Origin of the sequence: Ancylobacter rudongensis (assembly GCF_900100155.1) — a bacterium.
Lineage (GTDB): Bacteria > Pseudomonadota > Alphaproteobacteria > Rhizobiales > Xanthobacteraceae > Ancylobacter > Ancylobacter rudongensis.
In genome coordinates this window covers 46,727-72,904 of the sequence record NZ_FMTP01000006.1, presented here as the reverse complement: position 1 = coordinate 72,904, position 26,178 = coordinate 46,727, and the positions used below count along the sequence as shown (strand labels likewise).

Here is a 26,178-nt window from a genome sequence, read left to right as displayed (position 1 = left end):
CCATGGCCGACACCCTTCCCACCCTGCTGCTCGCCGAACATGACGATGCCAGCCTGAACCCGGTCACGGCCCGCGCGCTCACCGCCGCCCTGGCGCTCGGCGCCCCGGTGCATGTGCTGGTGGCGGGCGAGAACGCGCAGGCCGCCGCGCAGGCCGCCGCCCGGCTCGACGGCGTGGCGGAAGTCCTGCTCGCCGACGGCCCGGCCTATGCCCACCGCCTCGCCGAGCCGGTGGCGGCACTGGGCGTCGCGCTGGCCCCGGCCTATGGCGCGCTGGTCGCCCCCTCGACCGCCTTCGGCAAGAGCGTGATGCCGCGCATCGCCGCGCTGATCGACGTGATGCAGGTCTCCGACGTGATCGCCGTCATCGCGCCCGATACGTTCGACCGGCCGATCTATGCCGGCAACGCCCTGCAGCGTGTGCGCGCCACCGACGCCACCAAGGTGCTCACCATCCGCACCGCCTCCTTCGCCGCCGCCGGCGAGGGAAATGCGGCGCCGATCCGCGCGGTTGCGGACGCCGCGCCCGCCGGCGGCGCCAGCTTCCTCGGCGAGGAGATCGCCGCCAGTGCCCGCCCGGACCTGTCCGCCGCCCGCATCATCGTCTCCGGCGGACGGGCGCTCGGCTCGGCGGAGAACTTCCACGCCATTGTCGAGCCGCTGGCCGATGCGCTCGGCGCGGCGGTGGGTGCCTCGCGCGCGGCGGTCGATGCCGGCTACGCCCCGAATGACTGGCAGGTCGGCCAGACCGGCAAGGTGGTGGCGCCCGACCTCTATGTCGCGCTCGGCATTTCAGGCGCCATCCAGCACCTCGCCGGCATGAAGGATTCCAAGGTCATCGTCGCCATCAACAAGGACGAGGACGCGCCGATCTTCCAGGTGGCGGATTACGGGCTGGTCGGCGACCTGTTCGAGATCGTGCCGGCGCTGCAGGCCGAAATAGCTAAGGCAAAAGCCTGACGGGACACTATACTGCCGCCCTCCGCAGGGGCAGAACGGACGTGGCAATGGCTTTCGAGATCAAGCGCATCGGCATCATCGGCGCCGGCCAGATGGGCAATGGCATCGCGCATGTGTGCGCGCTCGCCGGCTATGACGTGGTGCTGAACGACCTTGAGGCGGACCGCATCAAGTCCGGCCTCGCCACCATCAACGGCAACATGTCGCGGCAGGTCTCCAAGGGCCTCTATGCCGAGGACGAGAAGAAGGCCGCGCTCGCCCGCATCCACGGCACCGACCAGGCCGCCGACCTCGCCGAGGTCGACCTAGTGATCGAGGCGGCGGTGGAGAAGGAAGAGATCAAGCGCCGCATCTTCAACTCCATCTGCCCGTTCCTGAAGCCGGAGGCGATCCTCGCCACCAACACCTCCTCGATCTCCATCACCCGGCTGGCCGCCTCCACCGACCGGCCCGAGCGCTTCATCGGCATTCACTTCATGAATCCGGTGCCGCTGATGCAGCTGGTGGAGCTGGTGCGCGGCATCGCCACCGAGGACGAGACCTTCGAGCTGTCCAAGGGCTTCATCACCCGGCTCGGCAAGACCTATGCGGTGGCGGAGGATTTCCCCGCCTTCATGGTCAACCGCATCCTGCTGCCGATGATCAACGAGGCGATCTACACGCTCTATGAGGGCGTCGGCTCGGTGGACGCCATCGACACCGCCATGCGGCTGGGCGCCAACCACCCGATGGGCCCGCTGCAGCTGGCCGATTTCATCGGTCTGGATACCTGCCTCTCCATCATGCAGGTGCTGCATGAGGGACTGGCCGATTCGAAGTACCGCCCCTGCCCGCTGCTGGTGAAATATGTCGAGGCCGGCTGGCTGGGCCGCAAGACCCAGCGTGGCTTCTACGACTATCGCGGCGAAAAGCCGGTGCCGACCCGCTAGAGGCGGGGCACGCCGGCACGCTGACACACTGAACGTCCGTCATCCAGGCCGCAGCAAAGCGCAGAGCCGGGATCGCGTGGCAGTCGAGATCCGGTCGGCGATCCCGGATCGGCCTGCGGCCGTCCGGGATGACGTCCGAAGGCCCCTACCCCATCTTGCCCCTTACCCACCGCGCCGGCCTTCCGTCGATCGCCGCCAGCCCCAGCGCGATGATGGCGAAGCCGGCGAATTCGCGCGGCTCCAGCGCCTCGCCCAGCACCAGCGCGCCGAGCAATATGGCGCTCACCGGCACCAGGAACGTCACCAGCGAGATATTGGTCGCCCCATTGCGGCCGACGATGCGGAAATACAGGATATAGGCCAGCCCGGTGGAGAGCACGCCGAGCCCCAGCAGCGCGCCGATCACCGGCAGGGACGGCGCCGGCAGCAGCCACGGCTGGTCGATCAGCACCACCGCCGGCAGCAGCAGCAGGCTGGAGGTGGCCAGCTGCGCCATGGCGATGCCGAGCGGCGGCAGATGCCGGAAGCGCCGGGAATAGACCGCCGCGAAACCGTAGGACACGGTGGCGCCGATGGCGGCGAGCTGCGCCGGCAGTTCATGCCCGCCGAGCTGGCCGAGCAGCGCCGGCCCCATCATCACGGCCACGCCGAGAAAGCCGAGGCTCACCCCCATCAGCTTGCCGAGGGTGAACTTCTCGTCATGAGTGAAGGCCTGCGCCACCAGCACGGTGAACAGCGGCGTCGCCGCGTTGAGGATGGAGGACAGCCCGCTCGGCAGATGCTGCTGCGACCAGGCGATGAGCCCGAAGGGGATGATGTTGGCGATCACCGCCAGCAGCAGGAACTCGCCCGCCAGCCGCCGGTTCATCGGCATGTGGATGCCGCGCGCCCGGGCGATGATCCACAGCGCCAGCGCGCCGATCGCCACCCGCGTCAGCACCATGGTGAGCGGGGGAATCTCGGCGATCGCCACCTTGCCGAAGAAGAACGAGCCGCCCCAGATCACCCCCAGCAGCGCCAGCGCCGCCCAGTCGGAGGGCGCCATCGGCAGCGGCCCGGCGATCGCCGTGGCGAGCCCGGTGCGGTGGACGGGGCTCGAGGCGGACATGGGGCACGCTCCTGCAGGGGTGAGCGGCGTTCTAGTCCTTCCATGGGCGGCGCGCCACCCGATTTTGTCGGGCGCGCGGCGTGGCGCGGCGGCGTCACCGGCCGTTCGTCGGCCCGGATGGGTCGCCATAGGCGCCATCCCCCGGCAGGTCGGCTCAAGAAGCGGCCACGAGACGGGCCGACAGACCGGCCCTGAGCACGGCATAGATGCGGGCATCGTCCATCTGCGCGACATTGAAGCGGATGAAATCGGGGACCTGCTGCGCCGGGCTGAACACATTGCCCGGCGCCAGGATCACGCCTTCGCCGAGCGCGAACTGCGCCAGCCGCGCCGCGTCACGGCCATCGGGCAGCTGGCACCAGAGATAGAAGCCGCCGCGCGGCGTCACCCAGGTTCGAATGCCGAGCTCCGCCAGCCGGGCCTGGGTGTCGCGCCGGGCGCGGGAAAGGCGCCCCCGCAGCGCCGCCATGTGCCGGCGATAGCCACTGTCCATCAGGCTGTCGAACACCAGCTGGGAGGCGAGCGGGCTCGCCCCGCCGAACTGGGTCGCCACCTGCAGATCGACCAGCGCCTCGATCCAGTCCGGCCGCGTCGCGATATAGCCGCAGCGGACGGAAGCCGACAGCGTCTTGGAAAAGCTGCCGATGCGGATGACGTTGACGAGACCGTCAAACGCTGCCAGGCGCGGCGAGGGCTCGGGCTCGAATTCGGCGAAGATGTCGTCCTCCACGATGACAAGCCCATGCGCCGCGGCAAGCGTCAGCACCTTGTGCACCGTCTGGGCCGACATCGTCGCCCCGGTCGGATTGTGCAGGCCACACGTGGTGATGTAGAGCCTCGGCCGCTGCTCGGTCAGGATCTCGGCGAACCGCGCCATGTCCGGCCCGGCCGGCGTATAGGGCACGCTGACGATCCGGGCCTGGTGGGCGCGCAGCAGCGCCTGGAAATTGAAATAGCAGGGATCATCGACCAGCACCGTGTCGCCGGGCCGCAGCAGGAACCGGCAGATGAGGTCGATCGCCTGCGTGCCGGACGAGGTCAGCAGCACCTGCTCCGGGCTGAGGTCCAGCCCCTCGCCGGCGCAGCGGCGGGCCAGAAACTGCCGCAGCGGCAGCAGCCCCTGCGTGCCGCCATAATTGGCCAGCAGGGCGTCATCGGCGCGGGCGAGGCCGCGCAAGGCGCGCCGGAGGATGGCGCCGGGCATCCAGTCCGGCGGCAGCCAGCCGCATCCCGGTTTCAGCGTCTGCGCGGCGGCGTCCAGCGACTGCCGCGACACCCAGAGCGGGTCGATGGCGCGGTCCGCCCTCGGCTGCAGCTCGTTGACGGCCGGGGACGCCGCCCCGGCCGAGACATAGAAGCCCGACCCCGGCCGGGAGCGCACGGCCCCCTCCGCCACCAGCCGGTCATAGGCCTCCACCACCGTCGAGGGCGACACCTTCATCCGTGCGGCGAAGCGGCGGATCGAGGGCAGCTTGTCGCCCGGCAACAAGGTGCGGCGGGCGATCTGGTCGAGGATCGCCGCCATCACATCATGGGTTCGGGTCGAATGCCTGGCCATCGCCGTGCTCCCAACTGTATGGCAAACAAAGGCATACAGTTCGGCAGCGATTGTACCGGGCGTGCCTGTCCCGGCCAAGGCCGGAACGGCTAGGTCTGCCGCTCCTTCACGCGGGCGGGACGATGCAACAGACATCAAGGGGATGGGGCAGCGGCCTTGTCGGTGTGGTCATTTTCAGCGGCTCGCTGCCGGCCACCCGGGTCGCGGTCGGCGGTTTCGAGCCCGTCTTCCTCACCAGCGCCCGCGCAGTGATCGCCGCGCTGCTCGGCGGGGCGCTGCTATTGGCGCTGCGCCAGCCCCGCCCGGCGGCGTCCGACCTCGTCGCGCTGCTGATCGTGGCGGTCGGTGTCGTCGTCGGCTTTCCGCTGCTGACGGCGATGGCGCTCCAGCACGTCACCTCCGCCCATTCCATCGTCTTCATCGGCCTCCTGCCGCTGGCCACGGCAGCCTTCGCCGTGCTGCGCGGCGGCGAGCGGCCAAGGCTGGGCTTCTGGATTTTCTCGCTGCTGGGCAGCCTGTCGGTGGTCGGCTTCGCCCTCGCGCAGGGCGGTTCGGGATCGGGGGTGGGCGACCTTTTGATGGTGGCGGCGGTCGTCCTGTGCGGCCTCGGCTATGCGGAAGGCGCCGTGCTCTCCCGCCGGCTGGGCGGCTGGCAGGTGATCTGCTGGGCGCTGGCGCTGGCGCTCCCCATTATGGTGCCGATCGCGCTCGTCACCCAGCCCCCGACATGGCAGGGCATCGGCGCCCCGGCCTGGCTGGGCCTCGCCTATGTCTCGGTCTTCAGCATGCTGGTCGGCTTCGTGTTCTGGTATCGCGGCCTGGTGCTGGGCGGCATCGCCAAGGTCGGGCAGCTGCAGCTGCTGCAGCCCTTCTTCGGCCTGGCACTGGCGGGGGCGCTGCTGCACGAACCCGTTCCCATCGCCATGGTGGCCGTCACCGGCTTCATCGTGCTGTGCGTCGCCGCCGCCAAGCGGACCGCCTGACCAGCATGTGGGCGATGACAGGACCGATGCGGGGGCCTCCCGGCGCCCGGTTGGACCCGCCTCAGCGCTTGGCCGTCTCGGCCAGCGCCGCCTTCACCAGCGCCACCGCGTCCGGGCTCGCCCATTCCGCCGGCCCGGCGATATGGCCGAGCTCGCAGCCCTGCGCGTCGATCAGCATGGTGGTGGGCAGGCCGAAGCCGCGCCCGACCACGCGCAGATCCTGGAAGGCCTGCGCCTTCGGGTCGGTGTAGAGCGCGAGGTGCTTCAGCCCCGTCTCCTCGAAGAAGGTCTTCGGCTTGGCCGGGTCGCGGGTGTCGATATTGACCGTGATCACCTCAAAGCCCGGCGCGCCGTCCCTCCCCTTGCTGCCGAGCGTCGCCTGCAGCTCGTCGAGCGCCGGCATCTCCTTGCGGCAGGGCACGCACCAGGTCGCCCAGATATTGACCAGCTTCAGCCCGTCGCCGCCGACCTGCGACAGCCGGGTCGGCTGGCCGTCGGGGCCGAGAAAGGCGAGGTCGGGAATCCGGGTCGGCTTCTCCGTCGGGGCGAAGGCGGCGAGTTCGCCGGTGGCGAAGCTGGCGAGGCGCTTGCCGGCGTCGCTGGCCACACCGCACTGATCGTCCACCACACCGGCCTGACCGGCCTTGCCGGCGACGCCCGGCGAGGGCGCTGCGGCGGGGCCGGTGGCCGGCACGGTGGCAACGACGTTGCGCGGCCCGCCCCCTATCCCGTATACGCCTGCCAGCCCGGCGACGGCGCCCGCCACCAAGGCGGCCGCCAGCAGCAGGGCGAAGCGGCCCATGCGGCGCGGCGGAACCTCGCTTGCCGGTTCCCTCGCCTCCTCAGGTCGTTCGGTCATGGCCGTCCTCGCGGAGAAAAGTCTAACATGAGCAACAAGATGTGGGGCGGCCGCTTCGAGACCGGGCCCGATGCGATCATGGAGGAAATAAACGCCTCCATCGGTTTCGACCAGCGCCTATATGCGCAGGACATTGCGGGATCGAAGGCGCATGCCTCGATGCTGGCGGCGCAGGGGATCATCGACAAGGCTGATGCCGAAAAGATCGCCGCCGGTCTAGACACGATCCTGTCAGAGATCGAATCGGGCGATTTCACCTTCCAGCGGGCGCTGGAAGACATCCACATGAACGTGGAATCGCGCCTCGCCACCCTCCTCGGCGCCCCCGCCGGCCGCCTCCACACCGCGAGATCGCGCAACGACCAGGTGGCGACCGATTTCCGGCTCTATGTGCGCGATACGATCGACACGCTTGACGCGCAGATTCGGGATTTGCAGCAGGCACTTGCCGAGAAGGCGCTGCTCTATTCCGGCACGGTCATGCCCGGCTTCACCCATCTGCAGACCGCCCAGCCCGTTACCTTCGGACACCATCTCCTGGCCTATGTCGAGATGCTCGGGCGCGACCGCGGCCGCTTCCGCGACGCCCGTGCCCGGCTCAACGAGTGCCCGCTCGGGGCCGCCGCGCTGGCCGGCACCTCGTTCCCGATCGACCGATTCGCCACCGCCAGCACCCTCGGCTTCGACCGTCCGACGGCCAATTCGCTCGATTCCGTTTCCGACCGCGACTTCGTGCTGGAGACACTGGCCAGCGCTTCGATCGCCGCCATGCACCTCTCCCGCTTCGCCGAGGAGATCGTCATCTGGACCTCGCCGCTGGTGGGGCTGATGAAGCTCTCCGACCGCTTCACCTCCGGCTCCTCGATCATGCCGCAGAAGCGCAACCCGGACGCGGCCGAACTGGTGCGCGCCAAGATCGGGCGAATCGCGGGTGCTTTCAATGGCTTGCTGATGGTGATGAAGGGCCTCGCCTTGGCCTATGCCAAGGACATGCAGGAGGACAAGGAAGGCACGTTCGACGCGCTCTCCACCCTTTCGCTGATGATCGCGGCCACATCCGGCATGGTGCGCGACATGGTGCCGGACGAGAAGCGGATGAAGGCGGCGGCCGGCGCGGGCTATTCCACCGCCACCGATCTCGCCGACTGGCTGGTGCGGGTGCTCGGCCTGCCCTTCCGCGAGGCGCACCACGTCACCGGCCGCATCGTCGGTCTCGCCTCCGCCAAGGACGCCCCGCTGCACAAGCTCTCGCTGGCCGAGATGCAGTCGGTGGAGCCGCGCATCACCAAGGAGGTGTTCGGCGTGCTCTCCGTGTCCAAATCGGTCGCCAGCCGCGTCTCCTATGGCGGCACGGCGCCGAAGAATGTCCGCACCCAGGCCAAGCGCTGGCTGAAGCAACTGGCGAAGGCGTGAGGCTGGACTACAGGGCGTCATCCCGGCCGAAGCGAAGCGCAGAGCCGGGATCGCGCGCCGTCGACCGGCGCCGAACGGTCCCGGATCGGCCTGCGGCCGTCCGGGACGACGTGTTTTTACGCCTTCCGCCCCAGCAATCTCAAGGCGTTCGCCGTCACCAGCACGGTGGCCCCGGTGTCGGCGAGGATGGCGGGCCAGAGTCCGGTGAGGCCGATGAGGGTGGTGACGAGGAACACCGCCTTCAGCCCCAGCGCGAGGGTGATGTTCTGGTGGATGTTGCGCAGGGTGGCCTGCGAGAGCGCGATCATCGCCGCGACATCGCCCACCCTTCCATGCAAAACGGCAGCATCCGCCGTCTCCAGCGCCACATCCGTTCCCCCGCCCATGGCGATGCCGACCGTGGCGGCGGCGAGCGCCGGCGCGTCATTGATGCCGTCGCCGACCTTGGCGACCTTCAGCCCCTCGCGCTGCAACTCGCCGACGATGCGCTGCTTGTCGGCCGGCATCAGCCCGGCCCGCACCTCGATTCCGAGATCCGCGCCGATCGCCCGCGCCGTGCGCTCATTGTCGCCGGTCAGCATCAGCGTGCGGATGCCGGCCGCCTTGAGTGCATCGAGGCCGGCCCGCGCATCGGCGCGCGGCTCGTCGCGCAGGGCGATCAGCCCCTGAGCGCGCCCGTCCGCCAGCAGCACCGCCACCGTCTTGCCGGCCTCGTTGAGCGCGGCGATGGCGGCGCTTTGCGCCTCGGTCAGCGTGGCCCGCGCCCCGGCCGCCTTTGGCGAGCCGAGGAACAGCGCCACACCATCCACCGTGCCGCTTACCCCCTCGCCGCCCAGCGCGCCCGCCTCGCGCACCGGCGGCACGGCGAGCGCGCGCGCCGCTGCTTCCGTGAGAATGGCGTTGGCGAGCGGATGGGTGGAGCCGGATTCCAGCGCGGCGGCGCGGGCGAGCAGGGTCGCCTCGTCGCCCTCGAAGGGAATGATGTCCGTCACCTCGGGCTTGCCCTCGGTCAGCGTGCCGGTCTTGTCGAAGGCCACGGCATTGATGGTACGCAGCGTCTCCAGCACCGCCCCGCCCTTGATCAGCAGGCCGCGCCGCGCCCCCACCGCCAGCCCAGCCGCGATGGCGGCGGGGGTGGAAATAACAAGCGCGCAGGGGCAGCCGATCAGCAGCAGAGCGAGGCCCTTATAGATCCATTCATCCCAGCCGGCGCCGAAGAGCAGCGGCGGCACCACCGCCACCAGCGTCGCCAGGCCAACGACAAAGGGCGTGTACCAGCGGGCGAAGCGGTCGATGAAGCGCTCGGTTGGCGCCTTGCTCTCCTGCGCCTCCTCCACCAGCCGCACCACACGGGCAATGGTGTTGTCGGAAGGCGCCGTGGTGGCGCGGATGGTGAGAGCCGACTCGCCATTCACCGTGCCGGCGAACACGCTGTCGCCCGCCTGCTTGGTCACCGGCACGCTCTCGCCCGTCACCGGCGCCTCGTTCACCGAACCGGCGCCCTCCAGCACCGCGCCATCGGCCGGCAGGCGCTCCCCGGGGCGGACGAGGATCACGTCGCCGATCCGGAGGCTCTCTGCCGGCACCTCGCGCGTCGCCCCGTTCGCGAGGAGGCGCGCGGTCTTCGGCACCAGCGCGGTGAGCGCGCGGATGGAGTCGCGCGCCCGGCCGGCGGCGACGCCTTCCAGCAACTCGCCGACGAGGAACAGGAACACCACGGCCGCCGCCTCCTCCGAGGCGCCGATGAGCACGGCACCGATAGCGGCGATGGTCATCAGCGTCTCGATGGAGAAAGGCGTGCCGGAAAGCCCCGCCATCACTGCCCGGCGCGCGATCGGGACGAGCCCGATCGACAGGGCGGCGATGAAAATCCACGGATCGAGGACGGGGTAGAAATGGCCGAGCCCATAGGCGACCGCCAGCGCCGCGCCGCAGGCAAGGGTGAGCCGCGCCTTGCCGCTGGTCCACCAGGGACCATCGCCGGCGAGATGCGCATGGTCGTGCGCGCTCGGGGTTGCCGCCGCGTGGGCGGGATCGCCGTGCTCGTGCCCCGCGTGCGAATGACCGTGGTCGTGACCGCAGTCGTGACCATGGCCATGTGCCTGTTCATCAGCGTGCGTCGGCGCGGCGGGGGTGCCGGTCGCGGCTTTCGTCGCGGTCGGCAGGGGCGAAATGCCATAGCCGAGCCCCGCGACGCGCCGCTCAAGAAGCACGAGGTCGGCGCCGTCATGGCCCACCGTCATCGTGCCGGCCGCCACCGCGACCGATACGTCGGCCACGCCTTCGACGCGGCGCACCGCCGTCTCGATCTTCATGGCGCAGGACGCGCAGTCCATGCCCTCGATACGGTAGCGGGTCTTCATCGCCGGCATGATCGTCTCTCCTGTGCCACCCTTGCATCGGCGGCAGGGGGAACGTACTTCCTCTAGCGACTAGAGGAGCAAGCGCGAAATGACGGGAGCCTATACAATCGGCGAGGCGGCACGGGAAAGCGGGGTGAAGGTGCCGACCATCCGCTATTATGAGGAGATCGGACTGCTCCCCGCGCCACCGCGCACGGAAGGCGGGCGCCGTTCCTATGGGGCGGCGGATCTGCGACGGCTGGCCTTCATCCGTCATGCGCGTGAGCTGGGCTTCGAGATCGACGCCATCCGCACCCTGCTGCAGCTGCAGGACCAACCGGACCAGCCTTGCGCCGCCGCCGACGCCATCGCGCGGGACCACCTCGTCACGGTGGAACGCCGGATCGCCAGCCTCACCGCCCTGCGCGCCGAACTTCAGCGCATGGTCGAGGGCTGCTCGCATGGCCATGTCGCCAGCTGCCGGGTGATCGAAATCCTCGCCGACCACGGCGAATGCGCGCACCATGAGGGCGGACGGGCATAAACTAGCCGGTACCGCTCAGGCCTCCGCCATCCGCGCGTCCTCCGGCGCCACCGGCTCCCGGGTAAAGCCCGCACGCGCCTCGCGCACCGCTGCGGCGATGAAGTCTTCCACCGTGCGGATGCGCCTTAAATCGCGGATGTCGGCATGCGTCACCAGCCAGTAGGCGCGTCGGAAGCTCAGCTCGGGCAGCAGCCGCACCAGCTCGGGGTGATCCAGCGCCGCATAGTCGTGCAGGATGCCGATGCCCCCGCCCGCGCGCACCGCCTCCATCTGCCCGACCACGCTGGCGCATTCCATCCGGCGGGCTTCCACCTCGCGAAACACCTCGAAATAGTCGAGCGCCGGCGAATAGACGAGATCAGGCACATAGGTGACGAGCAGCCGGCCGGTGACATCGCGCAGCGTCGCAATGGGGCCAGTGCGGGCGAGATAGTCCCGCGAGGCATAGACGCCGAGCGTGTAGTCAGTGAGCTTGCGCGCCACCAGCCGCCCCTCGCTCGGTCGCTGCAGGGTCACGGCGATATCCACCTCGCGCTTGGGCAGGGAGAAGCTGCGCGGCAGCGGCGCCAGCTGGATGGAGAGGCCGGGATGATCCTCGGCCAGACGTCCGAGACGCGGGGCGAGGAAATAGGTGCCGAACCCGTCCGGCGCGCCGATCCGCACCGCTCCGGCGAGCGCGAGATCAACATTGCCCAGCGCCGACTGCGCCTGCAGCATCTCGGTCTCGATGCGCTCGGCATGGGCGAGCAGCCGCTCGCCGGCGGGCGTCAGCTCGCTGCCGGTAGTGCGGCGCTCCAGCAGCTTGGAGCCGAGGCTCGCCTCCAGCGCGCCGAGCCGCCGGCCGACGGTGGCGTGGTCCAGCCCGAGCTGCCGTGCCGCCGCCAGCATCTGGCCGGCACGGGCAACCGCGAGAAAGATGCGCAGATGGTCCCAATCCATGGCACCCTGCCTATCGCAATGTGCGCAGCCGCACAACGGATGCGAAAACATCGTCGTTGAAGTGACGACTTTCGACAAGCACAACCGCAGGCAGGAAAACCAGAGGGAGAGATCGCCATGGCGGTCATCGGGCATTACATCGGCGGCAAGGTGGTGACCACGGCGGGGCGCACGTCCCCGGTGTTCGATCCCTCCACCGGCGCGCAGACCGGCGAGACGCTGCTCGCCACGACGGCCACAGTGGGCGAGGCGGTCGCCGCCGCCGCCAAGGCGTTCCCCGGCTGGGCCGACACGCCGGCGCTGACCCGCGCCCGCATTATGTTCAAGTTCAAGGCGCTGCTGGAACGCGACATCGACGCGCTGGCGGAAGCCATCACCCGCGAGCACGGCAAGACCTTCGAGGATGCCAAGGGCGAAGTCACCCGCGGCATTGAGGTGGTCGAGTTCGCCTGCGGCATTCCGCATCTTCTGCGTGGTGATTTCACCGAGCAGGTGGCGCGCGGCGTCGACGTGTTCTCGGCCCGCCATCCCGTCGGCGTGGTGGCCGGCATCACCCCGTTCAACTTCCCCGTCATGGTGCCGATGTGGATGTTCCCGGTGGCGCTGGCCTGCGGCAACGCCTTCGTGCTCAAGCCCTCCGAGAAGGACCCGACCCCCTCGCTGATGCTGGCGGAACTGCTCGCCGAGGCCGGCCTGCCGGCGGGCGTGTTCAACGTCGTGCAGGGCGACAAGGAGGCGGTCGACGCCCTCCTCACCCATCCCGATGTCGCCGCGGTCAGCTTCGTCGGCTCCACCGCCATCGGCGAATATGTCTACAAGACCGCCGCCGCCCACGGTAAGCGGGCGCAGGCGCTCTGCGGCGCCAAGAACCACCTCGTGGTGATGCCCGACGCCGATCTCGACAAGACCGTCGACGCGCTGATGGGCGCCGGCTACGGCTCGGCCGGCGAGCGCTGCATGGCGGTCTCGGTCGCGGTGGCGGTCGGCGGCGTCGGCGACGCGCTGATGGAAAAGCTGGTGCCGAAGGTGCGGGCGCTGAAAGTGGGCCCCGGCCTCGACCGCGAGAGCGAGATGGGTCCGCTCGTCACCAAGGAACACCTCGCCAAGGTCTCCGGCTATGTCGATGACGGCGTCGCCGCCGGCGCCGAGCTGGTGGTCGACGGGCGCGGCCTCAAGCTGCAGGGCTATGAGAACGGCTATTTCATCGGCGGCTGCCTGTTCGACAAGGTCACGCCCGACATGAAGATCTACAAGGAAGAGATCTTCGGCCCGGTGCTCTCCGTCGTGCGCGTCGACCGCTATGACGACGCGCTCAAGCTGGTCAACGACCACGAATATGGCAATGGCGCCGCCATCTTCACCCGCGACGGCGACGCCGCCCGCGCCTTCGACCGCGACGCCAAGGCCGGCATGATCGGCATCAACGTCCCGATCCCGGTGCCGGTGGCGTTCCACTCCTTCGGCGGCTGGAAGCGCTCGGTGTTCGGCGACCGCAACGTCTATGGCATGGAGGGCGTCGGCTTCTACACCAAGATGAAGACCACCACCGCCCGCTGGCCCACCGGCATCCGCGAGGGCGCCCAGTTCGTCATGCCGACCAGCGGCTGACGGATAAGCAGCTTAAGGCCTGTGCCGCGCGGCAGACACGCTGCGCCGCGCAGGCTGCTGCCATTTTCGGACAGCGGCGCGTGAGAGTAGGATCGGCGCATGTCCCGCTCCGAGCGCCTGTTCGATCTGCTGCAACTCCTGCGCCGCCACCGCCAGCCGGTGAGCGGGCGGGTTCTCGCCGACGAGATCGGGGTGAGCCTGCGCACCCTCTATCGCGACATCGCCACCCTCCAGGCCCAGGGCGCGACCATCGAGGGCGAAGCCGGGGTCGGCTATGTCCTTCGCCCCGGTTTTCTGCTGCCACCACTGATGTTCCCGCCCGAGGAGATCGAGGCGCTTGTGCTCGGCTCGCGCTGGGTGGCGGGCCGTGCGGATGGGCGGCTGGCTGAGGCCGCGCTGTCGGCCCTCGCCCGCATCGGCGCCGTGCTACCGGTGGAGCTACGAGCCGAGATGGAAGCCTCCGCGCTGTTCGTGGCGCCGGGCCCGCCCATTCCCGCCGATACCATCGACCCCGTGGTGCTACGCAAGGCGATCCGCACCGAACGCAAGCTCGCGCTCACCTATCAGGACGCCGGCGGCGCCACGAGCGAACGCGTCGTGTGGCCTTTCGCGCTGGCCTTTTTCGATCAGGTGCGGCTGCTGATCGGCTGGTGCGAATTGCGCAGCGCCTTCCGCAGCTTCCGCACCGACCGCATTGCGCAGGCGGAGGTGCTGGAGGCCCGCTACCCCGCGCGGCGAGCGGAACTGATCCGGCAATGGAAGCAGGCCAAGCAGGCGGTCGGACGGGCGACGGCCGAAGACTGCTGACATAAACAGGCAGGAGCATCGCCTATTTTCCCCATCTAAGCTCGGGGGATGACGATGAACGACGCAAGCAACATTCTTCTCTATGTGAACGACGCCCACGCCAGCGCCCGCTTCTATGGCGCGCTGCTGGAACGCGAGCCGGTGGAGCAGAACGCGGGCTTCGCCCTGCTGCCGCTCGCGCCGGGCATGATGCTCGGCCTGTGGCAGCGCGACGGGGTGACACCGCGCCCGCATCTGCGCGCCGGCGGCAACGAAATAGGCTTCAAGGTCGCCGATCCCGCCGCCGTCGATGCCGCCTATGAGAAATGGGCGACAAAAGGGGTGGCGATCGCCCTGCCGCCGACCGATCTCGATTTCGGCCGTAGCTTCGTCGCGCTTGATCCCGATGGCCACCGGCTGCGGGTCTATGCGCCCAACAACACCAAATAGCCACGCGGCGGCGCGCCTCAATCGTGCGAGCGGCCGAAGTCTGGCGCGGCGGTCTCCTGGCCGATCTCGATGATCGAGCGGCGGATGGCGCGGGTGCGGGTGAACAGCTCGAACAGCTTGTCGCCCTCCGCCCAGCGGATCGCCCGCTGCAGCGCGATCAGGTCCTCGGTGAAGCGGCCCAACACCTCGATCACCGCCTCCCGATTATTGAGGAACACGTCACGCCACATGGTCGGGTCGGAGGCGGCGATGCGGGTGAAGTCGCGGAAGCCGCCGGCGGAATATTTGATCACCTCGGACTGCGTCACCGCCTCAAGGTCCGCCGCCGTGCCGACGATGTTGTAGGCGATCAGGTGCGGCACATGCGAGGTGATGGCCAGCACCAGATCGTGGTGCTCCGGCGTCATCGTCTCGACATTGGCGCCCATGGCGGTCCACAGCCCGGACAGCGTTGCCACCGCCGCGGGGTCGGTGCCCTCGGGCGGGGTGAGGATCGACCAGCGATTCTTGAACAGCGTGGCGAAGCCCGCATCCGGGCCGGAATATTCGGTGCCCGCCACCGGGTGGCCGGGGACGATATGCACATTGGCCGGCAGATGGGCGCGCAGCGCGCTCACCACCGCCCCCTTCACCGAGCCGACATCCGAGATGATGGCGCCTGCCTTCACATGCGGGGCGATGGCCTGCGCCACCGCGCCCATGGCGCCCACCGGTACGCACAGGATGACGATGTCGGCATCCGCCACCGCCTGCGCCGGCGTTGCCGCGACGAGATCGGCAATATCAAGCGCTTCGGCACGCGCGCGTACCGCCTCGGAGCCATCAAAGGCGACCAGCGTGCCTGCCAGCCCGCGCGCCCTAGCGGCACGCAGGATGGACGAGCCGATGAGCCCGACACCGATGACGGTCAGCCGGCCGATGAGCGGATGGGCGAGCGGCGGATCAAGCACCATCGCCCGCCTCCCCGGCCATGAACGCCTTCAGCGCCGCGACCAGCAGGCGGTTGGCCTCCTCGGTGCCGATGGTCACGCGCAGCGCGCCCGGCAGGCCGTAGGAATCCACCCGCCGAAGAATCAGCCCGCGCTGGGCGAGGAAGGCGTCGGCCTCCTTCGCCGTGCGGCCCGGCGCATCGGGGAAATGCACCAGCAGGAAATTGGTCACGCTCGGCGTCACGGTGAGGCCGAGCGCGGTCAGCTCCTGCGTCAGCCAGGGCAGCCATTCCTCATTATGCGCAATCGCCCGCTCGACATGGCCGGTGTCCTCGATCGCCGCCACGGCGGCGGCAAGACCGGGGGCTGAGACGTTGAACGCCCCGCGAATCCGGTTGATGGCGTCCACCACCTCCGCCGGCCCATAGAGCCAGCCGACCCGCAGCGCCGCGAGGCCGTGGATCTTCGAGAAGGTGCGCAGCATCACCACGTTTGGCGAGGTCGCCACCAGCTCGATCCCGGCCTCGTAGTCGTTGCGGCGGACATATTCGGCATAGGCGGCATCGAGCGCCAGCAGCACATGCGGCGGCAGGCCTTGCTGCAGCCGCTTCACCTCGTCGAAGGGAAGATAGGTGCCGGTCGGGTTGTTCGGGTTGGCGAGAAAGACCACGCGGGTCTTGTCCGTCACCGCCGCCAGCAGCGCGTCGACATCGGAACGATAGTCCTTCTCCGGCGCCACCACCGGGGTCGCGCCCGCCGCCAGCGTGGCGATGCGGTAGACGAGGAAGCCATGCTGGGAAAACAGCACCTCGTCGCCTGGGCCGGCGAAGGCGGCGGCGGTCAGCATCAGCAGCTCGTCTGAGCCGGTTCCGCAGACAATGCGCGCCGGGTCGAGCCCATAGGTCGCGGCGATCGCCTCGCGCAGCTTGATCGAGGACCCGTCGGGATACAGTTCCAGCGCGGTGGCCGACTGGAAGGCGGCGACCGCCTTCGGGCTGGGGCCGAGCGGGTTCTCATTCGCCGAGAGCTTGTGCACCTTCGCGCCCGAACCGCCATGCGACTTGCCCGGCACATAGGCCTCGATCGCCAGGACGCTGGCGCGCGGGACGGGACGGGACGGGCGGCTGGCGGGGGACGACATGACAGGGCTCCGGAGGGCGGCGGTTCTCAGATAGGGACGGATGGAGGTGGAAGAAGGGCGGAAGGCGGGACGGGCGTCAGCTCTGCGGCGAGTGGGTATAGCGGCTCGCATGGCTGCCGACGAGAGCCGCCGCGCGCACCGAGGCGCCGCCTTCGCGCAGCGCCGCCAGCACCGTATCGAGACTGGCCGCGCCGCCGACCGGGATCGAGGCCAGCAGGGCCGCCCCGTCGAGCCCGCGATCGGGCACGGCGATCACATCGGCGAGCGGCGCCAGCGCCCGGGCCGCCTGCGCGTTCCAGCCGGAGACATGCAGGCTCCAGGTTTCAACGTCCGTCACCGCCCCGTCCGTCACAGGATGGGCGATGCAGAACACCGGCAGGCCGGCGGGGTGGTCCGCCCGCTCGACGAAGGGCAGGCGGGCGATGATCTTGGGCGCATGCGCGCCCTCCAGCGCCGTCCACCATGCGCCGGCGGAGGGCGAGGCGAAGGCCGGCACCAGGCCGAGATCGCCGCGCGAGCGCGCCACCGCCGCCACCACGCCCGCCGCGCCCATATGGCCGATGAACGGCACGGTAAAGCCGAAATGGAAGCGCGAGGCATCGCGCATCGCCGCCTCGCCCGAGGCGAGGTCGGCATGCACGGCATAGGGTGCCTGCACATAGGTGAAGGTGGAGATGATGACCCGCCAGATGCCCTCCACCGTGTCGAGGGGGAGGATGCCGCGGTGCCGGTCGACGATTCGGCGCATCATCGAGGCCTCGCGCGCCGGACGGAAGGCCGAGCCGCCTTCTGTGCCCTGCGCCCGCTTTACCGCCACCAGCCGGTCGATGATCTGGCTGCGCTCGATCAAAAGCGCGTGCATCGCCGCGTCGATACGGTCGATCTCCGCGCGCAATGTCCCGAGGTCCGGCGCGGTGGGCGCACAGACCGGCGAAAGGGCGGCTTGCGGCCCTTCGGGCCTATCGGCTTTCATGTCCATCGGGCGATGTCGTACCCTTCGCGCGCGTCGCGCGCAAAAGAAAATCGGGGGGCGCCCTCTATTGACAAGTGCCGGCTGTGGGATCATCCGATCGTCCGGTATAACGAACTCTTCGTCCGGTATGACGGTTCCCATGTCCGACAACACGGCCCTGCGCGATCTTCCGGCCTATGAGGCTGCCCGCGGCGAAGCGGACCACCCGCACTCCGCCGTGGTGCGCTTCGGCGCCGACATGCCGCTTCAGCTCGACGCCGGCGGCGTGCTGACCCCGTTCCAGATCGCCTACCAGACCTATGGCACGCTGAACGCGGCGCGCTCCAATGCCATTCTGCTGTGTCACGCTTTGTCCGGCGACCAGCACGCGGCCAATGTCCATCCCGTCACCGGCAAGCCCGGCTGGTGGGAGACGCTGGTGGGCCCGGGCAAGCCGATCGACACCGACCGCTTCTTCGTCATCGCCTCGAATGTGCTGGGCGGCTGTCTCGGCACGACGGGCCCCTCCTCGACCAATCCCGCCACCGGCCAGCCCTATGGCCTCGACCTGCCTGTTGTGACGATCCGCGACATGGTGCGGGCGCAGGCCATGCTGGTCGACCATCTCGGCATCGAGAAGCTGCTCGCTGTGGTTGGCGGCTCCATGGGCGGCATGCAGGTTCTGCAATGGGCAGCGAGCTATCCCGAGCGCGTCTTCGCCGCCATGCCCATCGCCACCGCCGCGCGCCATTCGGCGCAGAATATCGCCTTCCACGAGGTCGGCCGGCAGGCTGTCATGGCCGATCCGGAATGGCGCGGCGGGCGCTATCTGCAGGAGGGCACCAGCCCGCGCCGCGGCCTCTCGGTCGCCCGCATGGCCGCGCACATCACCTATATGTCGGATTCCTCGCTGCACCGGAAATTCGGCCGGCGGCTGCAGGACCGTGACGGCCACACCTTCTCATTCGACGCCGACTTCCAGGTGGAATCCTATCTGCGCCACCAGGGCGAGGCCTTCGTCGACCGCTTCGACGCCAATTCCTATCTCTACGTCACCCGCGCGATGGATTATTTCGACCTTGCGGCGGACTATGGCGGCGTGCTGGCCAATGCCTTCAAGGGCAGCAAGACGCGCTTCTGCCTCGTCTCCTTCACCTCCGACTGGCTGTTCACCACGGCGGATTCGCGGGCCATCGTGCACGCGCTCAACGCCTCCGGGGCGCAGGTGTCCTTCGCCGAGATCGAGAGCGACAAGGGCCACGACTCCTTCCTGCTCGACGAGCCGGAATTCTTCGCCATCACGCGGGGCTTCATCGACGCCGCCGCCCGTGCCGTGGGGGCGCTGTGATGGCCGCGCGCGACCTCACCATGAGCGAAGCCGCCCGCGTCGCTGGCGCGCGCGTCGACCTGCTGCTCATCGCCGAGATGGTGAAGCCCGGCTCGCGCGTGCTCGATGTCGGCTCGGGCGACGGCGAATTGCTGGAACTGCTCGCCACCACGCGCGGCTGCGACGCGCGCGGCATCGAATTGTCGCGTGAAGGCGTCAATGCCGGCGTGGCGCGCGGCCTGCCGATCATCCAGGGCGACGCCGATGTCGATCTGGCCGACTACCCCGACAATTCCTTCGACTATGTGATCCTCTCGCAGACCATCCAGGCGACGCGCCGGCCAAAATGGGTGCTGGAGCAAATGCTGCGCGTGGGGACCCACGCCATCGTCTCCTTCCCGAATTTCGGCTTCTGGCGGATGCGGCTCGACCTGCTGCTCAATGGCCGCATGCCGAGCACGGAAAACCTGCCCTATAGCTGGCACGACACGCCGAACATCCATTTCTGCACCATTCGTGACTTTGTGGCGCTGGTGGAGGAGGTCGGCGCCCAGATCGACCGCGCCGCCGCGCTGAACGGCTACGGCCACCCGGTGCGTTTCAACCTGCCCTGGGCGGTGTGGAACCTGCTGGGCGAACAGGCCGTGTTCCTGCTCTCGCGCAAGGGGTGAGCGGGGCGCGGTCAGCGCGCGAGGCAAGCGGCCGCCGATCGTATCTAAGACGCTGATCAAATCTGCATTTACGCTGCCGAGTCCGCCTCAGTCCTTCGTAAGGCTCATCCCCCCATCGGCTGCGGCGCCAGCACCGGCTCGAACACCCGCAGCCGGGCGCGGCGCTTGGTCGGCACCGGCTTGTAGACCTGCTTGGTCGCCTCGACGATGTGCACCCCGGCGAACGGCAGCGCCAGCGTCGACCCCACCCGCTCCCACGCCACGGCCGAGCGCAGGAACCAGTTGCGCGGCACGGGCGGCATGTAGAGTGCCTCGTCCCAGCCGACGGGTGTGAACAGCGCCTGCCGCAGTAGATCGGTGATCTGGGTGCGCGAGAACGGCCGCCCGTGCCCGAACGGGTTGTTCTCGGTGCGGGCCCAGATGCCGCGCCGGCTCGGCACCACGCAGATGAGCCGCCCGCCCGGCGCCAGCACCCGCCAAACCTCGCGCAGCACCTCCCCCGCCTCGGGGGTCATCTCCAGCAGATGCACGGCGATGATGCGGTCGATCATGCCGTCGCGCAGCGGCAGCTCGGTCTCGTCGACCAGCGCGGCGAGCGTCGGCGCGGCGGAAGGCCAGCGCGTCACCCCCTGCGCGCCCGGCATGAAGGCGAGCGCCCGCTCGCATTCCTCACGGAACATGCCCAGATAGGGCGTGGCATAACCGATGCCCAGCAGGGAGAGGCCGCGCACATTGCCCGAACGCGCGCGGATGGCGCGCCCGACAAGGCGGCGCGTCACCACACCGATGGGTTGGGCATAGAAGCTGCGAAGGCCGACGACATCAGGATACATGGCTGAAGCTTATAGCCTGAGCGATGACGCCTTGAAATCACCACCCTTTTAGGCCACATAGGCGGTGCATGCGGGCGTCTCGTCCGCATCGGGGCCGCGTCGCTCGATGTCCGCTTCGGCTGGGAGCCGGATTTGTTCAGGTTTTTCCTGATCGAATTTCCGCCTCCACTTCTGAGCCGCGGCAGTCTTCGGCCCTTCATCACCTGAAATCGCCGACGTCCCAGGCCACGCGGGGTGTCTCAACACCCCGTGATTCGCGGTTTGCGCCCGATGTGCGCGCGAACGCAATCGCCCATGAAAGAATTTTACTTGATCTCCTTCAACGAACTCGGCCTTGCCGAGCCGATCCTGAAAGCCCTCGCGGAAGCGAACCACACCACCCCCACCCCGATCCAGATCCAGGCCGTGCCGCAGGTGCTGGCCGGGCGCGATCTCATCGGCATCGCCCAGACGGGCACCGGCAAGACGGCCGCCTTCGCGCTGCCGATCCTGCAGCATCTCGTCACCAACCGCTTCCGCCCCGAGCGCCGCTCGGCCCGCGCGCTGGTGCTGAGCCCGACCCGTGAGCTCTCCGGCCAGATCCTTGAGAGCTTCCGCCTCTATGGCAAGCATGTGCGCCCCTCCACGGCGCTCGCCATCGGCGGCGTGCCGATCGGCCGCCAGGCCCGCGCGTTGGCCAATGGCGTCGACGTGCTCGTGGCCACTCCCGGCCGCCTCGTCGACCTGCTTGAAAACAACGCGGTCCGCCTCGACATGGTCGAAGTGCTCGTCCTCGACGAAGCCGACCAGATGCTCGACATGGGCTTCATCCACGCCATCCGCGCCATCTGCGCCCGGCTGCCGGCCAAGCGCCGCAACCTGTTCTTCTCGGCCACCATGCCGCGCGAGATCGAGAAGCTGGCGGATTCGCTGCTGACCGATCCGGTCCGTGTCGCGGTGACGCCGGTCGCCAAGACCGCCGACCGCGTCGAGCAGAAGGTGCTGTTCACCGACCGCGCCGGCAAGCCGAACCTGCTGGTCGAGCTGCTCTCCGAGCCGGAGATGGACCGCGCCCTCGTCTTCTCCCGCACCAAGCACGGCGCCGACCGTGTGGTGAAGGGCTTGGCCGGGGCCGGCATCGCCGCCGAGGCGATCCACGGCAACAAGTCGCAGCCCCAGCGCGAGCGCGCACTCGCCGCCTTCCGCCAGGGCGTGGTCAAGGTGCTTGTCGCGACCGATATCGCCGCCCGCGGCATCGACGTGCCGGGCGTCAGCCACGTCATCAATTACGACCTGCCCAACGTGCCGGAAAGCTATGTTCACCGTATCGGCCGCACCGCGCGCGCCGGTCGCGAGGGCATCGCCATCTCGCTGTGCGACGGCGAGGAGCGCGCCTTCCTGCGCGACATCGAGCGGCTAATCAAGATCACCATCCCCTCGGTCGACCGCCGTGGCGAGAGCCGTCGCGAAGGCGCCCCGCGCCTTGAAGGCTTCCGCTCGGAAGGCCGCCCCGAGGGCGCCCGCCCCGCGCGCGACGCCCGTGGCCCGCGCAGCGACGCTCCCCGTGGCGCCCGCCCGTTCAACCGGGGCCCCCGCCCCGAGGGTGACGCCCGCAAGGACGGCCCGCGCCACGAAGGCCCGCGTCTCGACGCCGTTGTGCGCCGGGATGGCCCGCCGCTCGAAGGCCGCCGGCCGCCGCGCCGCAAGGCCTATCGTGCCGCCCCGTGACCGCCTGAAACCCGCCCCGCGCCCCGATAAGGGTGCGCGGGGTGTTGCGGAGGCTGGCATGTACGGCGCCGCAGCATTATCAGGACAAGACAAATGCCGGCCGGCAGGGTATTGGCCTAGCGGCAAGGCCGGCAGCAGCCTGTACGAGGAGAGCCATTAATGGCGAAAGAGGAACTGCTCGAGTTCGACGGCACCGTGACGGAAGTTCTGCCCGACGGCAACTTCCGCGTCGTGCTCGACAATGAACACGAGATTCTCGCCTATGCGGCGGGCAAGATGAAGAAGAACCGCATCCGCACCATCGTCGGCGACCGTGTCGTCGTCGAGATGTCGCCCTATGATCTGGAGCGCGGACGCATCAACTTCCGCCACAAGACCGGCGGACCGACCCCGCCGATCGGCAGCGGCCAGCGTCGCCCGCCGCCCGGTCGTCGGCGCTGAGCAGCCGGGCGTCGCCGCCCGGCCCCTCTCCCCGCCGCGCGCGGGCCCGCCCCGTTCGCCTACGCCACGCCCGGTCCGTTCAGACCGGCCAGTCGGCGAGGCGCCAGGCCGAATCCCAGAACATCCATTCGAGTTCCGTGGCCCGCTTATAGGCCGCGTGCATGCGCGCGAGCACGGCGGGCGATGCACCCATCGCCGCGCGGTCAGTCGTGGCGATCACCGCCTGCACCGCCTCGTGGAACTCCTCGCCGGCATAGGTGTCGATCCAGGCATCATAGGGGTTCGGCCGCACCGCCCGCCCGAGAATGTCACGCCCGACCTCGGCATAGATCCAGAAGCACGGCAGCAGCGCCGCCAGCGCCACCGGATAGGGCTCGCTATAGGCGGTGGCGATCAGGAAGCTGGAATAATGGTGGCACACCGGCGACATGGGCGTGCGCTCGAACGCATCCGCGTCGATGCCGAAGCTCTCGAAGAAATCGGCATGCAGCGAGCGCTCGACCACCACCGCGACCTTGGCGGCCTCGGCGAACTGCACCAGCCCGTCTGTATCGTCCGCCTTGGCGGCGGCAATCGCCAGCGCCCGGCCGAAGGCGATCAGATAATGCGCGTCCTGCAGCATGTAGTGCCGGAACCGCTCCAGCGAGAGCGTGCCATCCGCCAGCGCCGCGTTGAACGGCATGGTGCGGATCGCCTCATAGGTCGGCAGGTTCCGGCCCCAGGCATGGGCACTGAAGGAATGGGCACCGAGGGTCGAGCCGTCGCTCATGAGCGTTTCCTCCTGACATGAAAAGGGCCGCTGGTGACAGCGGCCCGGATCATACGTGTCTCAACGGGGAGAGCAAAACCGGCTGCTCCGCTGGTCAGTGCGCGGTGCGCGCATCCGCCTCGATCGCCGCCGCCGCCGATGTCAGCTGTTCGAGGAACTGCTGGCGGCTGGCGCGGGTCGCCTCGTCGCGGGCATCCTCGACGTCTTCCTGCGCGTCGCGGATCATCTTGGCGAGGTTTTCGGCCCGCAGCTCAGCGAGCGGAATGGCCGTTTCGGCCAGCACGGTAAGGCCGGCCGGGTTGGCTTCGGCGAAGCCGCCGCGCACGAAGAGCTTCTTCGGCCCGCCATCGCCCTTTATCGTCAGCACGCCGGGCTTCAGCGTCGACACGAAGGGCGCATGGCCGGCAAGGATGCCGAACTCGCCCTCGGCGCCGGGGACGATGACTTCCGTCACCGCGCCGGAATAGACGAGGCGCTCGGGGGAAACGAGTTCAAACGGGAAGGTGGCCATGGATCCTCCAGGGGATGCGTCAGCGTCAATGATCGACGCCCCGTGCCGTCAGCGGCCGGGGCGCGCGGATCACGCGGCCTCGGCAGCCATCTTCTTGCCCTTCTCGATCGCCTCTTCGATGGTGCCGACCATGTAGAAGGCCTGCTCCGGGAGGTGATCATACTTGCCTTCCACCAGGCCCTTGAAGCCCTTGATGGTGTCGGCGAGGTCGACGAGCTTGCCGGGCGAGCCGGTGAACACTTCGGCGACGTGGAAGGGCTGCGACAGGAAGCGCTCGATCTTGCGGGCGCGGGCGACGGTGAGCTTGTCCTCTTCCGAGAGCTCGTCCATGCCCAGGATCGCGATGATGTCCTGCAGCGACTTGTAGCGCTGCAGCGTCTGCTGCACCTGGCGCGCCACGTTGTAGTGCTCCTCGCCGATGATCAGCGGCGAGAGAATGCGCGAGGTCGAGTCGAGCGGGTCCACCGCCGGGTAGATGCCCTTTTCCGCGATCGAGCGCGACAGAACGGTCGTCGCGTCAAGATGGGCGAAGGAGGCGGCCGGCGCCGGGTCGGTCAGATCGTCGGCGGGCACGTAAATGGCCTGCACCGAGGTGATCGAACCCTTGGTGGTGGTGGTGATGCGCTCCTGCAGCGCGCCCATGTCGGTGGCCAGCGTCGGCTGATAGCCCACCGCCGAGGGAATGCGGCCGAGCAGAGCCGACACTTCCGAACCCGCCTGGGTGAAGCGGAAGATGTTGTCGACGAAGAACAGCACGTCCTGGCCCTGGTCGCGGAAATGTTCGGCGACGGTGAGGCCGGTGAGCGCGACGCGGGCGCGGGCGCCGGGCGGCTCGTTCATCTGGCCATAGACCAGCGCGCACTTGGAGCCGGCGGAGGAGCCGTTGTGCTCGTGCGGATCGACGTTCACCTTGGACTCGATCATCTCGTAATAGAGATCGTTGCCCTCGCGGGTGCGTTCGCCAACGCCAGCGAACACCGAGTAGCCGCCATGCGCCTTGGCGATATTGTTGATCAGTTCCATGATCAGCACGGTCTTGCCGACGCCGGCGCCGCCGAACAGGCCGACCTTGCCGCCCTTGGAGTAGGGCGCCAGCAGGTCGACGACCTTGATGCCGGTGACGAGGATCTCGGCCTCGGTCGACTGGTCGGCATAGGAGGGCGCGGGCTGGTGGATGCCGCGCGTGGCCTCGCCGACGATCGGGCCGAGTTCGTCGACCGGCTCGCCGATGACGTTCATGATGCGGCCGAGGCACGCCTCGCCGACCGGCACGGAGATCGCGCCGCCGGTGTCCGTCACCTTGGTGCCGCGGACCAGACCTTCGGTCGAGTCCATGGCGATGGTGCGCACGGTGTTCTCGCCGAGGTGCTGGGCGACTTCGAGAACGAGGCGGGCCCCGTTATTCGTCGTCTCCAGCGCGTTCAGGATCGCCGGGAGGTGATCCTCGAACTGCACGTCCACGACGGCGCCGATGACCTGCGTGATGCGTCCGACATTAGCCATGTTCGTCGTCCTTCCGGGTCCTGCCTCACAGCGCCTCGGCGCCGGAAATGATCTCGATAAGTTCCTTCGTGATCATCGCCTGGCGGGTGCGGTTGTAGGTCAAAGTCTGCTTCTTGATCATGTCACCCGCGTTGCGGGTGGCGTTGTCCATCGCGCTCATGCGCGCGCCCTGTTCGGACGCGCCATTTTCGAGCAGAGCCTTGAAGACCTGCACGGCGAGATTGCGCGGCAGCAGGTCGGCGAGGATCTCGGCCTCGCCCGGCTCGTATTCATACACCGCCTCAGCCCCGGTCGCGGCAGCGGCCGGTGCGGCGAAGGTGGCGGGGATCAGCTGCTGCGCGGTCGGGACCTGCGAGATCACCGACTGGAAGCGGCTGAAGAACTGGGTCGCCACGTCGAACTCGCCGGCGGCGAACATGGCGCCGATCTTCTCGGCGATCTTCTGCGCATCGGCGAAGGAAACGCCCTTGTTCGAGCGCAGCTCGACGACCTCGACGATCTGCTTCTCGAACTGGCGGCGCAGCGCCTCGTGGCCCTTGCGGCCGACGCAGAAGATCTTGACCGTCTTGCCCTGCCCCATGAGCGAGAGAGCGCGCTCGCGGGTAAGGCGGACGATCGAGGAATTGAAGGCGCCGCACAGGCCGCGCTCGGCGGTCAGCACGATCAGGAGATGCGTCTGGTCCTTGCCGGTGCCGGTCAGCAGCAGCGGCGCGTCCGGCCCGCCGGAGATCGCGCCGGCAATGTTGCCGAGCACGCTCTCCATGCGCTGGGCATAGGGACGCGCGGCCTCGGCCGCCTGCTGGGCGCGCCGCAGCTTGGCGGCGGCGACCATCTGCATGGCCTTGGTGATCTTCTGCGTCGCCTTCACCGAAGCGATGCGATTGCGCAGATCCTTAAGGCTGGCCATCTAACTTGG

General features: G+C 68.9%; 25 protein-coding genes. 12 read left to right on the top strand and 13 right to left on the bottom strand.

Annotation, left to right across the window (positions count from 1 at the left end; all coding sequences use genetic code 11):
- Window positions 1–2 precede the first annotated feature (2 nt).
- A complete protein-coding gene (locus tag BLO63_RS15425; RefSeq protein WP_091442276.1) occupies window positions 3–959 on the top strand; it encodes an electron transfer flavoprotein subunit alpha/FixB family protein in 957 nt (318 codons plus the stop codon).
- Between the two features lie 47 nt (window positions 960–1,006).
- Window positions 1,007–1,888 carry a 3-hydroxybutyryl-CoA dehydrogenase gene (locus tag BLO63_RS15420; protein ID WP_091442273.1) on the top strand — a complete coding sequence of 294 codons (882 nt, stop codon included), beginning with the start codon at window positions 1,007–1,009 and terminating at the stop codon, window positions 1,886–1,888.
- Between the two features lie 145 nt (window positions 1,889–2,033).
- Here the strand turns inward: BLO63_RS15420 and BLO63_RS15415 are convergent, their stop codons facing one another.
- The gene (locus BLO63_RS15415) at window positions 2,034–2,996 is read right to left on the bottom strand and encodes a DMT family transporter (RefSeq protein ID WP_091442270.1); all 963 of its coding nucleotides are present in this window, start codon (window positions 2,994–2,996) and stop codon (window positions 2,034–2,036) included.
- A 154-nt stretch (window positions 2,997–3,150) separates the two neighbouring features.
- Window positions 3,151–4,554 (bottom strand): aminotransferase-like domain-containing protein, encoded by a 1,404-nt coding sequence (locus tag BLO63_RS15410; RefSeq protein WP_091442268.1) that lies wholly within the window; start codon window positions 4,552–4,554, stop codon window positions 3,151–3,153.
- Between the two features lie 122 nt (window positions 4,555–4,676).
- On the opposite strand from BLO63_RS15410, the gene BLO63_RS15405 reads away from it, so the two are divergent.
- The gene (locus BLO63_RS15405; RefSeq protein ID WP_091442266.1) at window positions 4,677–5,537 is read left to right on the top strand and encodes a DMT family transporter; all 861 of its coding nucleotides are present in this window, start codon (window positions 4,677–4,679) and stop codon (window positions 5,535–5,537) included.
- A 61-nt stretch (window positions 5,538–5,598) separates the two neighbouring features.
- Here the strand turns inward: BLO63_RS15405 and tlpA are convergent, their stop codons facing one another.
- Window positions 5,599–6,396: a thiol:disulfide interchange protein TlpA gene (gene tlpA / locus BLO63_RS15400; protein ID WP_244517898.1), complete on the bottom strand. Its 798-nt coding sequence runs from the start codon at window positions 6,394–6,396 to the stop codon at window positions 5,599–5,601.
- A 27-nt stretch (window positions 6,397–6,423) separates the two neighbouring features.
- Between tlpA and argH the strand changes: the two genes are divergently transcribed.
- Window positions 6,424–7,809 (top strand): argininosuccinate lyase, encoded by a 1,386-nt coding sequence (gene argH, locus BLO63_RS15395; RefSeq protein WP_091442263.1) that lies wholly within the window; start codon window positions 6,424–6,426, stop codon window positions 7,807–7,809.
- 116 nt (window positions 7,810–7,925) lie between these two features.
- Here the strand turns inward: argH and BLO63_RS15390 are convergent, their stop codons facing one another.
- A complete protein-coding gene (locus BLO63_RS15390; RefSeq protein ID WP_091442260.1) occupies window positions 7,926–10,181 on the bottom strand; it encodes a heavy metal translocating P-type ATPase in 2,256 nt (751 codons plus the stop codon).
- A gap of 79 nt (window positions 10,182–10,260) precedes the next feature.
- On the opposite strand from BLO63_RS15390, the gene BLO63_RS15385 reads away from it, so the two are divergent.
- The gene (locus BLO63_RS15385) at window positions 10,261–10,695 is read left to right on the top strand and encodes a MerR family transcriptional regulator (RefSeq protein WP_091442258.1); all 435 of its coding nucleotides are present in this window, start codon (window positions 10,261–10,263) and stop codon (window positions 10,693–10,695) included.
- Between the two features lie 15 nt (window positions 10,696–10,710).
- Here the strand turns inward: BLO63_RS15385 and BLO63_RS15380 are convergent, their stop codons facing one another.
- Window positions 10,711–11,634: a LysR family transcriptional regulator gene (locus BLO63_RS15380; RefSeq protein ID WP_091442255.1), complete on the bottom strand. Its 924-nt coding sequence runs from the start codon at window positions 11,632–11,634 to the stop codon at window positions 10,711–10,713.
- Window positions 11,635–11,751: 117 nt separating this feature from the next.
- Here BLO63_RS15380 and BLO63_RS15375 point away from each other — a divergent pair, with 117 nt between their 5' ends.
- The 3 genes from BLO63_RS15375 to BLO63_RS15365 all read left to right on the top strand — a co-directional run bounded on the left by BLO63_RS15375 (window position 11,752) and on the right by BLO63_RS15365 (window position 14,478).
- Window positions 11,752–13,242 (top strand): CoA-acylating methylmalonate-semialdehyde dehydrogenase, encoded by a 1,491-nt coding sequence (locus BLO63_RS15375; protein WP_091442252.1) that lies wholly within the window; start codon window positions 11,752–11,754, stop codon window positions 13,240–13,242.
- A gap of 99 nt (window positions 13,243–13,341) precedes the next feature.
- Window positions 13,342–14,049: a helix-turn-helix transcriptional regulator gene (locus BLO63_RS15370; RefSeq protein WP_091442250.1), complete on the top strand. Its 708-nt coding sequence runs from the start codon at window positions 13,342–13,344 to the stop codon at window positions 14,047–14,049.
- Window positions 14,050–14,103: 54 nt separating this feature from the next.
- Window positions 14,104–14,478 carry a VOC family protein gene (locus BLO63_RS15365; RefSeq protein WP_091442686.1) on the top strand — a complete coding sequence of 125 codons (375 nt, stop codon included), beginning with the start codon at window positions 14,104–14,106 and terminating at the stop codon, window positions 14,476–14,478.
- 17 nt (window positions 14,479–14,495) lie between these two features.
- Here the strand turns inward: BLO63_RS15365 and BLO63_RS15360 are convergent, their stop codons facing one another.
- From BLO63_RS15360 to BLO63_RS15350, 3 genes are all read right to left on the bottom strand, one after another.
- Window positions 14,496–15,431, bottom strand: a complete 936-nt coding sequence (locus tag BLO63_RS15360) for a prephenate/arogenate dehydrogenase family protein (RefSeq protein ID WP_091442248.1) — start codon at window positions 15,429–15,431, stop codon at window positions 14,496–14,498.
- Window positions 15,421–16,548: a histidinol-phosphate transaminase gene (gene hisC, locus BLO63_RS15355; protein ID WP_091442245.1), complete on the bottom strand. Its 1,128-nt coding sequence runs from the start codon at window positions 16,546–16,548 to the stop codon at window positions 15,421–15,423. Before hisC ends, BLO63_RS15360 begins: the two co-directional genes overlap by 11 nt.
- A gap of 76 nt (window positions 16,549–16,624) precedes the next feature.
- Entirely contained in the window at window positions 16,625–17,527 is a 903-nt protein-coding gene (locus BLO63_RS15350; protein WP_091442242.1) for a chorismate mutase, read from the bottom strand.
- Between the two features lie 133 nt (window positions 17,528–17,660).
- Between BLO63_RS15350 and metX the strand changes: the two genes are divergently transcribed.
- Window positions 17,661–18,848, top strand: a complete 1,188-nt coding sequence (gene metX, locus BLO63_RS15345; RefSeq protein ID WP_205409341.1) for a homoserine O-acetyltransferase MetX — start codon at window positions 17,661–17,663, stop codon at window positions 18,846–18,848.
- Window positions 18,848–19,498: a methionine biosynthesis protein MetW gene (gene metW / locus BLO63_RS15340; protein WP_091442237.1), complete on the top strand. Its 651-nt coding sequence runs from the start codon at window positions 18,848–18,850 to the stop codon at window positions 19,496–19,498. The genes metX and metW overlap by 1 nt, the downstream gene beginning before the upstream one ends.
- A gap of 104 nt (window positions 19,499–19,602) precedes the next feature.
- Here metW and BLO63_RS15335 read toward each other — a convergent pair whose 3' ends face one another.
- Window positions 19,603–20,331 (bottom strand): class I SAM-dependent methyltransferase, encoded by a 729-nt coding sequence (locus BLO63_RS15335; protein ID WP_091442235.1) that lies wholly within the window; start codon window positions 20,329–20,331, stop codon window positions 19,603–19,605.
- 294 nt (window positions 20,332–20,625) lie between these two features.
- Here BLO63_RS15335 and BLO63_RS15330 point away from each other — a divergent pair, with 294 nt between their 5' ends.
- Together BLO63_RS15330 and infA are read left to right on the top strand one after the other, a co-directional pair.
- Window positions 20,626–22,038: a DEAD/DEAH box helicase gene (locus tag BLO63_RS15330; protein ID WP_091442232.1), complete on the top strand. Its 1,413-nt coding sequence runs from the start codon at window positions 20,626–20,628 to the stop codon at window positions 22,036–22,038.
- A gap of 159 nt (window positions 22,039–22,197) precedes the next feature.
- Entirely contained in the window at window positions 22,198–22,479 is a 282-nt protein-coding gene (infA, locus tag BLO63_RS15325; RefSeq protein WP_013168254.1) for a translation initiation factor IF-1, read from the top strand.
- A gap of 79 nt (window positions 22,480–22,558) precedes the next feature.
- Here the strand turns inward: infA and tenA are convergent, their stop codons facing one another.
- From tenA to BLO63_RS15305, 4 genes are all read right to left on the bottom strand, one after another.
- Complete coding sequence (gene tenA, locus BLO63_RS15320) at window positions 22,559–23,248, bottom strand: thiaminase II (RefSeq protein WP_091442230.1); 690 nt, start codon at window positions 23,246–23,248, stop codon at window positions 22,559–22,561.
- Window positions 23,249–23,342: 94 nt separating this feature from the next.
- The gene (locus tag BLO63_RS15315) at window positions 23,343–23,759 is read right to left on the bottom strand and encodes a F0F1 ATP synthase subunit epsilon (RefSeq protein WP_091442229.1); all 417 of its coding nucleotides are present in this window, start codon (window positions 23,757–23,759) and stop codon (window positions 23,343–23,345) included.
- A 69-nt stretch (window positions 23,760–23,828) separates the two neighbouring features.
- Window positions 23,829–25,262 carry a F0F1 ATP synthase subunit beta gene (gene atpD / locus BLO63_RS15310; protein ID WP_091442226.1) on the bottom strand — a complete coding sequence of 478 codons (1,434 nt, stop codon included), beginning with the start codon at window positions 25,260–25,262 and terminating at the stop codon, window positions 23,829–23,831.
- 25 nt (window positions 25,263–25,287) lie between these two features.
- The gene (locus BLO63_RS15305) at window positions 25,288–26,169 is read right to left on the bottom strand and encodes a F0F1 ATP synthase subunit gamma (RefSeq protein ID WP_091442224.1); all 882 of its coding nucleotides are present in this window, start codon (window positions 26,167–26,169) and stop codon (window positions 25,288–25,290) included.
- Between the last annotated feature and the right edge of the window lie 9 nt (window positions 26,170–26,178).

Bases quoted from the DNA above. Each gene is read 5' to 3' on its own strand.
- BLO63_RS15305 (WP_091442224.1), bottom strand. From the start codon at position 26,169: ATGGCCAGCCTTAAGGATCTGCGCAATCGCATCGCTTCGGTGAAGGCG.
- tlpA (WP_244517898.1), bottom strand. From the start codon at position 6,396: ATGACCGAACGACCTGAGGAGGCGAGGGAACCGGCAAGCGAGGTTCCG.
- BLO63_RS15415 (WP_091442270.1), bottom strand. From the start codon at position 2,996: ATGTCCGCCTCGAGCCCCGTCCACCGCACCGGGCTCGCCACGGCGATC.
- BLO63_RS15420 (WP_091442273.1), top strand. From the start codon at position 1,007: ATGGCTTTCGAGATCAAGCGCATCGGCATCATCGGCGCCGGCCAGATG.
- BLO63_RS15315 (WP_091442229.1), bottom strand. From the start codon at position 23,759: ATGGCCACCTTCCCGTTTGAACTCGTTTCCCCCGAGCGCCTCGTCTAT.
- hisC (WP_091442245.1), bottom strand. From the start codon at position 16,548: ATGTCGTCCCCCGCCAGCCGCCCGTCCCGTCCCGTCCCGCGCGCCAGC.
- BLO63_RS15380 (WP_091442255.1), bottom strand. From the start codon at position 11,634: ATGGATTGGGACCATCTGCGCATCTTTCTCGCGGTTGCCCGTGCCGGC.
- BLO63_RS15360 (WP_091442248.1), bottom strand. From the start codon at position 15,431: ATGGTGCTTGATCCGCCGCTCGCCCATCCGCTCATCGGCCGGCTGACC.
- BLO63_RS15405 (WP_091442266.1), top strand. From the start codon at position 4,677: ATGCAACAGACATCAAGGGGATGGGGCAGCGGCCTTGTCGGTGTGGTC.
- BLO63_RS15425 (WP_091442276.1), top strand. From the start codon at position 3: ATGGCCGACACCCTTCCCACCCTGCTGCTCGCCGAACATGACGATGCC.
- argH (WP_091442263.1), top strand. From the start codon at position 6,424: ATGAGCAACAAGATGTGGGGCGGCCGCTTCGAGACCGGGCCCGATGCG.
- BLO63_RS15370 (WP_091442250.1), top strand. From the start codon at position 13,342: ATGTCCCGCTCCGAGCGCCTGTTCGATCTGCTGCAACTCCTGCGCCGC.
- BLO63_RS15365 (WP_091442686.1), top strand. From the start codon at position 14,104: ATGAACGACGCAAGCAACATTCTTCTCTATGTGAACGACGCCCACGCC.
- atpD (WP_091442226.1), bottom strand. From the start codon at position 25,262: ATGGCTAATGTCGGACGCATCACGCAGGTCATCGGCGCCGTCGTGGAC.
- BLO63_RS15375 (WP_091442252.1), top strand. From the start codon at position 11,752: ATGGCGGTCATCGGGCATTACATCGGCGGCAAGGTGGTGACCACGGCG.
- BLO63_RS15385 (WP_091442258.1), top strand. From the start codon at position 10,261: ATGACGGGAGCCTATACAATCGGCGAGGCGGCACGGGAAAGCGGGGTG.
- metX (WP_205409341.1), top strand. From the start codon at position 17,661: ATGTCCGACAACACGGCCCTGCGCGATCTTCCGGCCTATGAGGCTGCC.
- BLO63_RS15350 (WP_091442242.1), bottom strand. From the start codon at position 17,527: ATGGACATGAAAGCCGATAGGCCCGAAGGGCCGCAAGCCGCCCTTTCG.
- infA (WP_013168254.1), top strand. From the start codon at position 22,198: ATGGCGAAAGAGGAACTGCTCGAGTTCGACGGCACCGTGACGGAAGTT.
- BLO63_RS15410 (WP_091442268.1), bottom strand. From the start codon at position 4,554: ATGGCCAGGCATTCGACCCGAACCCATGATGTGATGGCGGCGATCCTC.
- BLO63_RS15330 (WP_091442232.1), top strand. From the start codon at position 20,626: ATGAAAGAATTTTACTTGATCTCCTTCAACGAACTCGGCCTTGCCGAG.
- BLO63_RS15390 (WP_091442260.1), bottom strand. From the start codon at position 10,181: ATGCCGGCGATGAAGACCCGCTACCGTATCGAGGGCATGGACTGCGCG.
- BLO63_RS15335 (WP_091442235.1), bottom strand. From the start codon at position 20,331: ATGTATCCTGATGTCGTCGGCCTTCGCAGCTTCTATGCCCAACCCATC.
- metW (WP_091442237.1), top strand. From the start codon at position 18,848: ATGGCCGCGCGCGACCTCACCATGAGCGAAGCCGCCCGCGTCGCTGGC.
- tenA (WP_091442230.1), bottom strand. From the start codon at position 23,248: ATGAGCGACGGCTCGACCCTCGGTGCCCATTCCTTCAGTGCCCATGCC.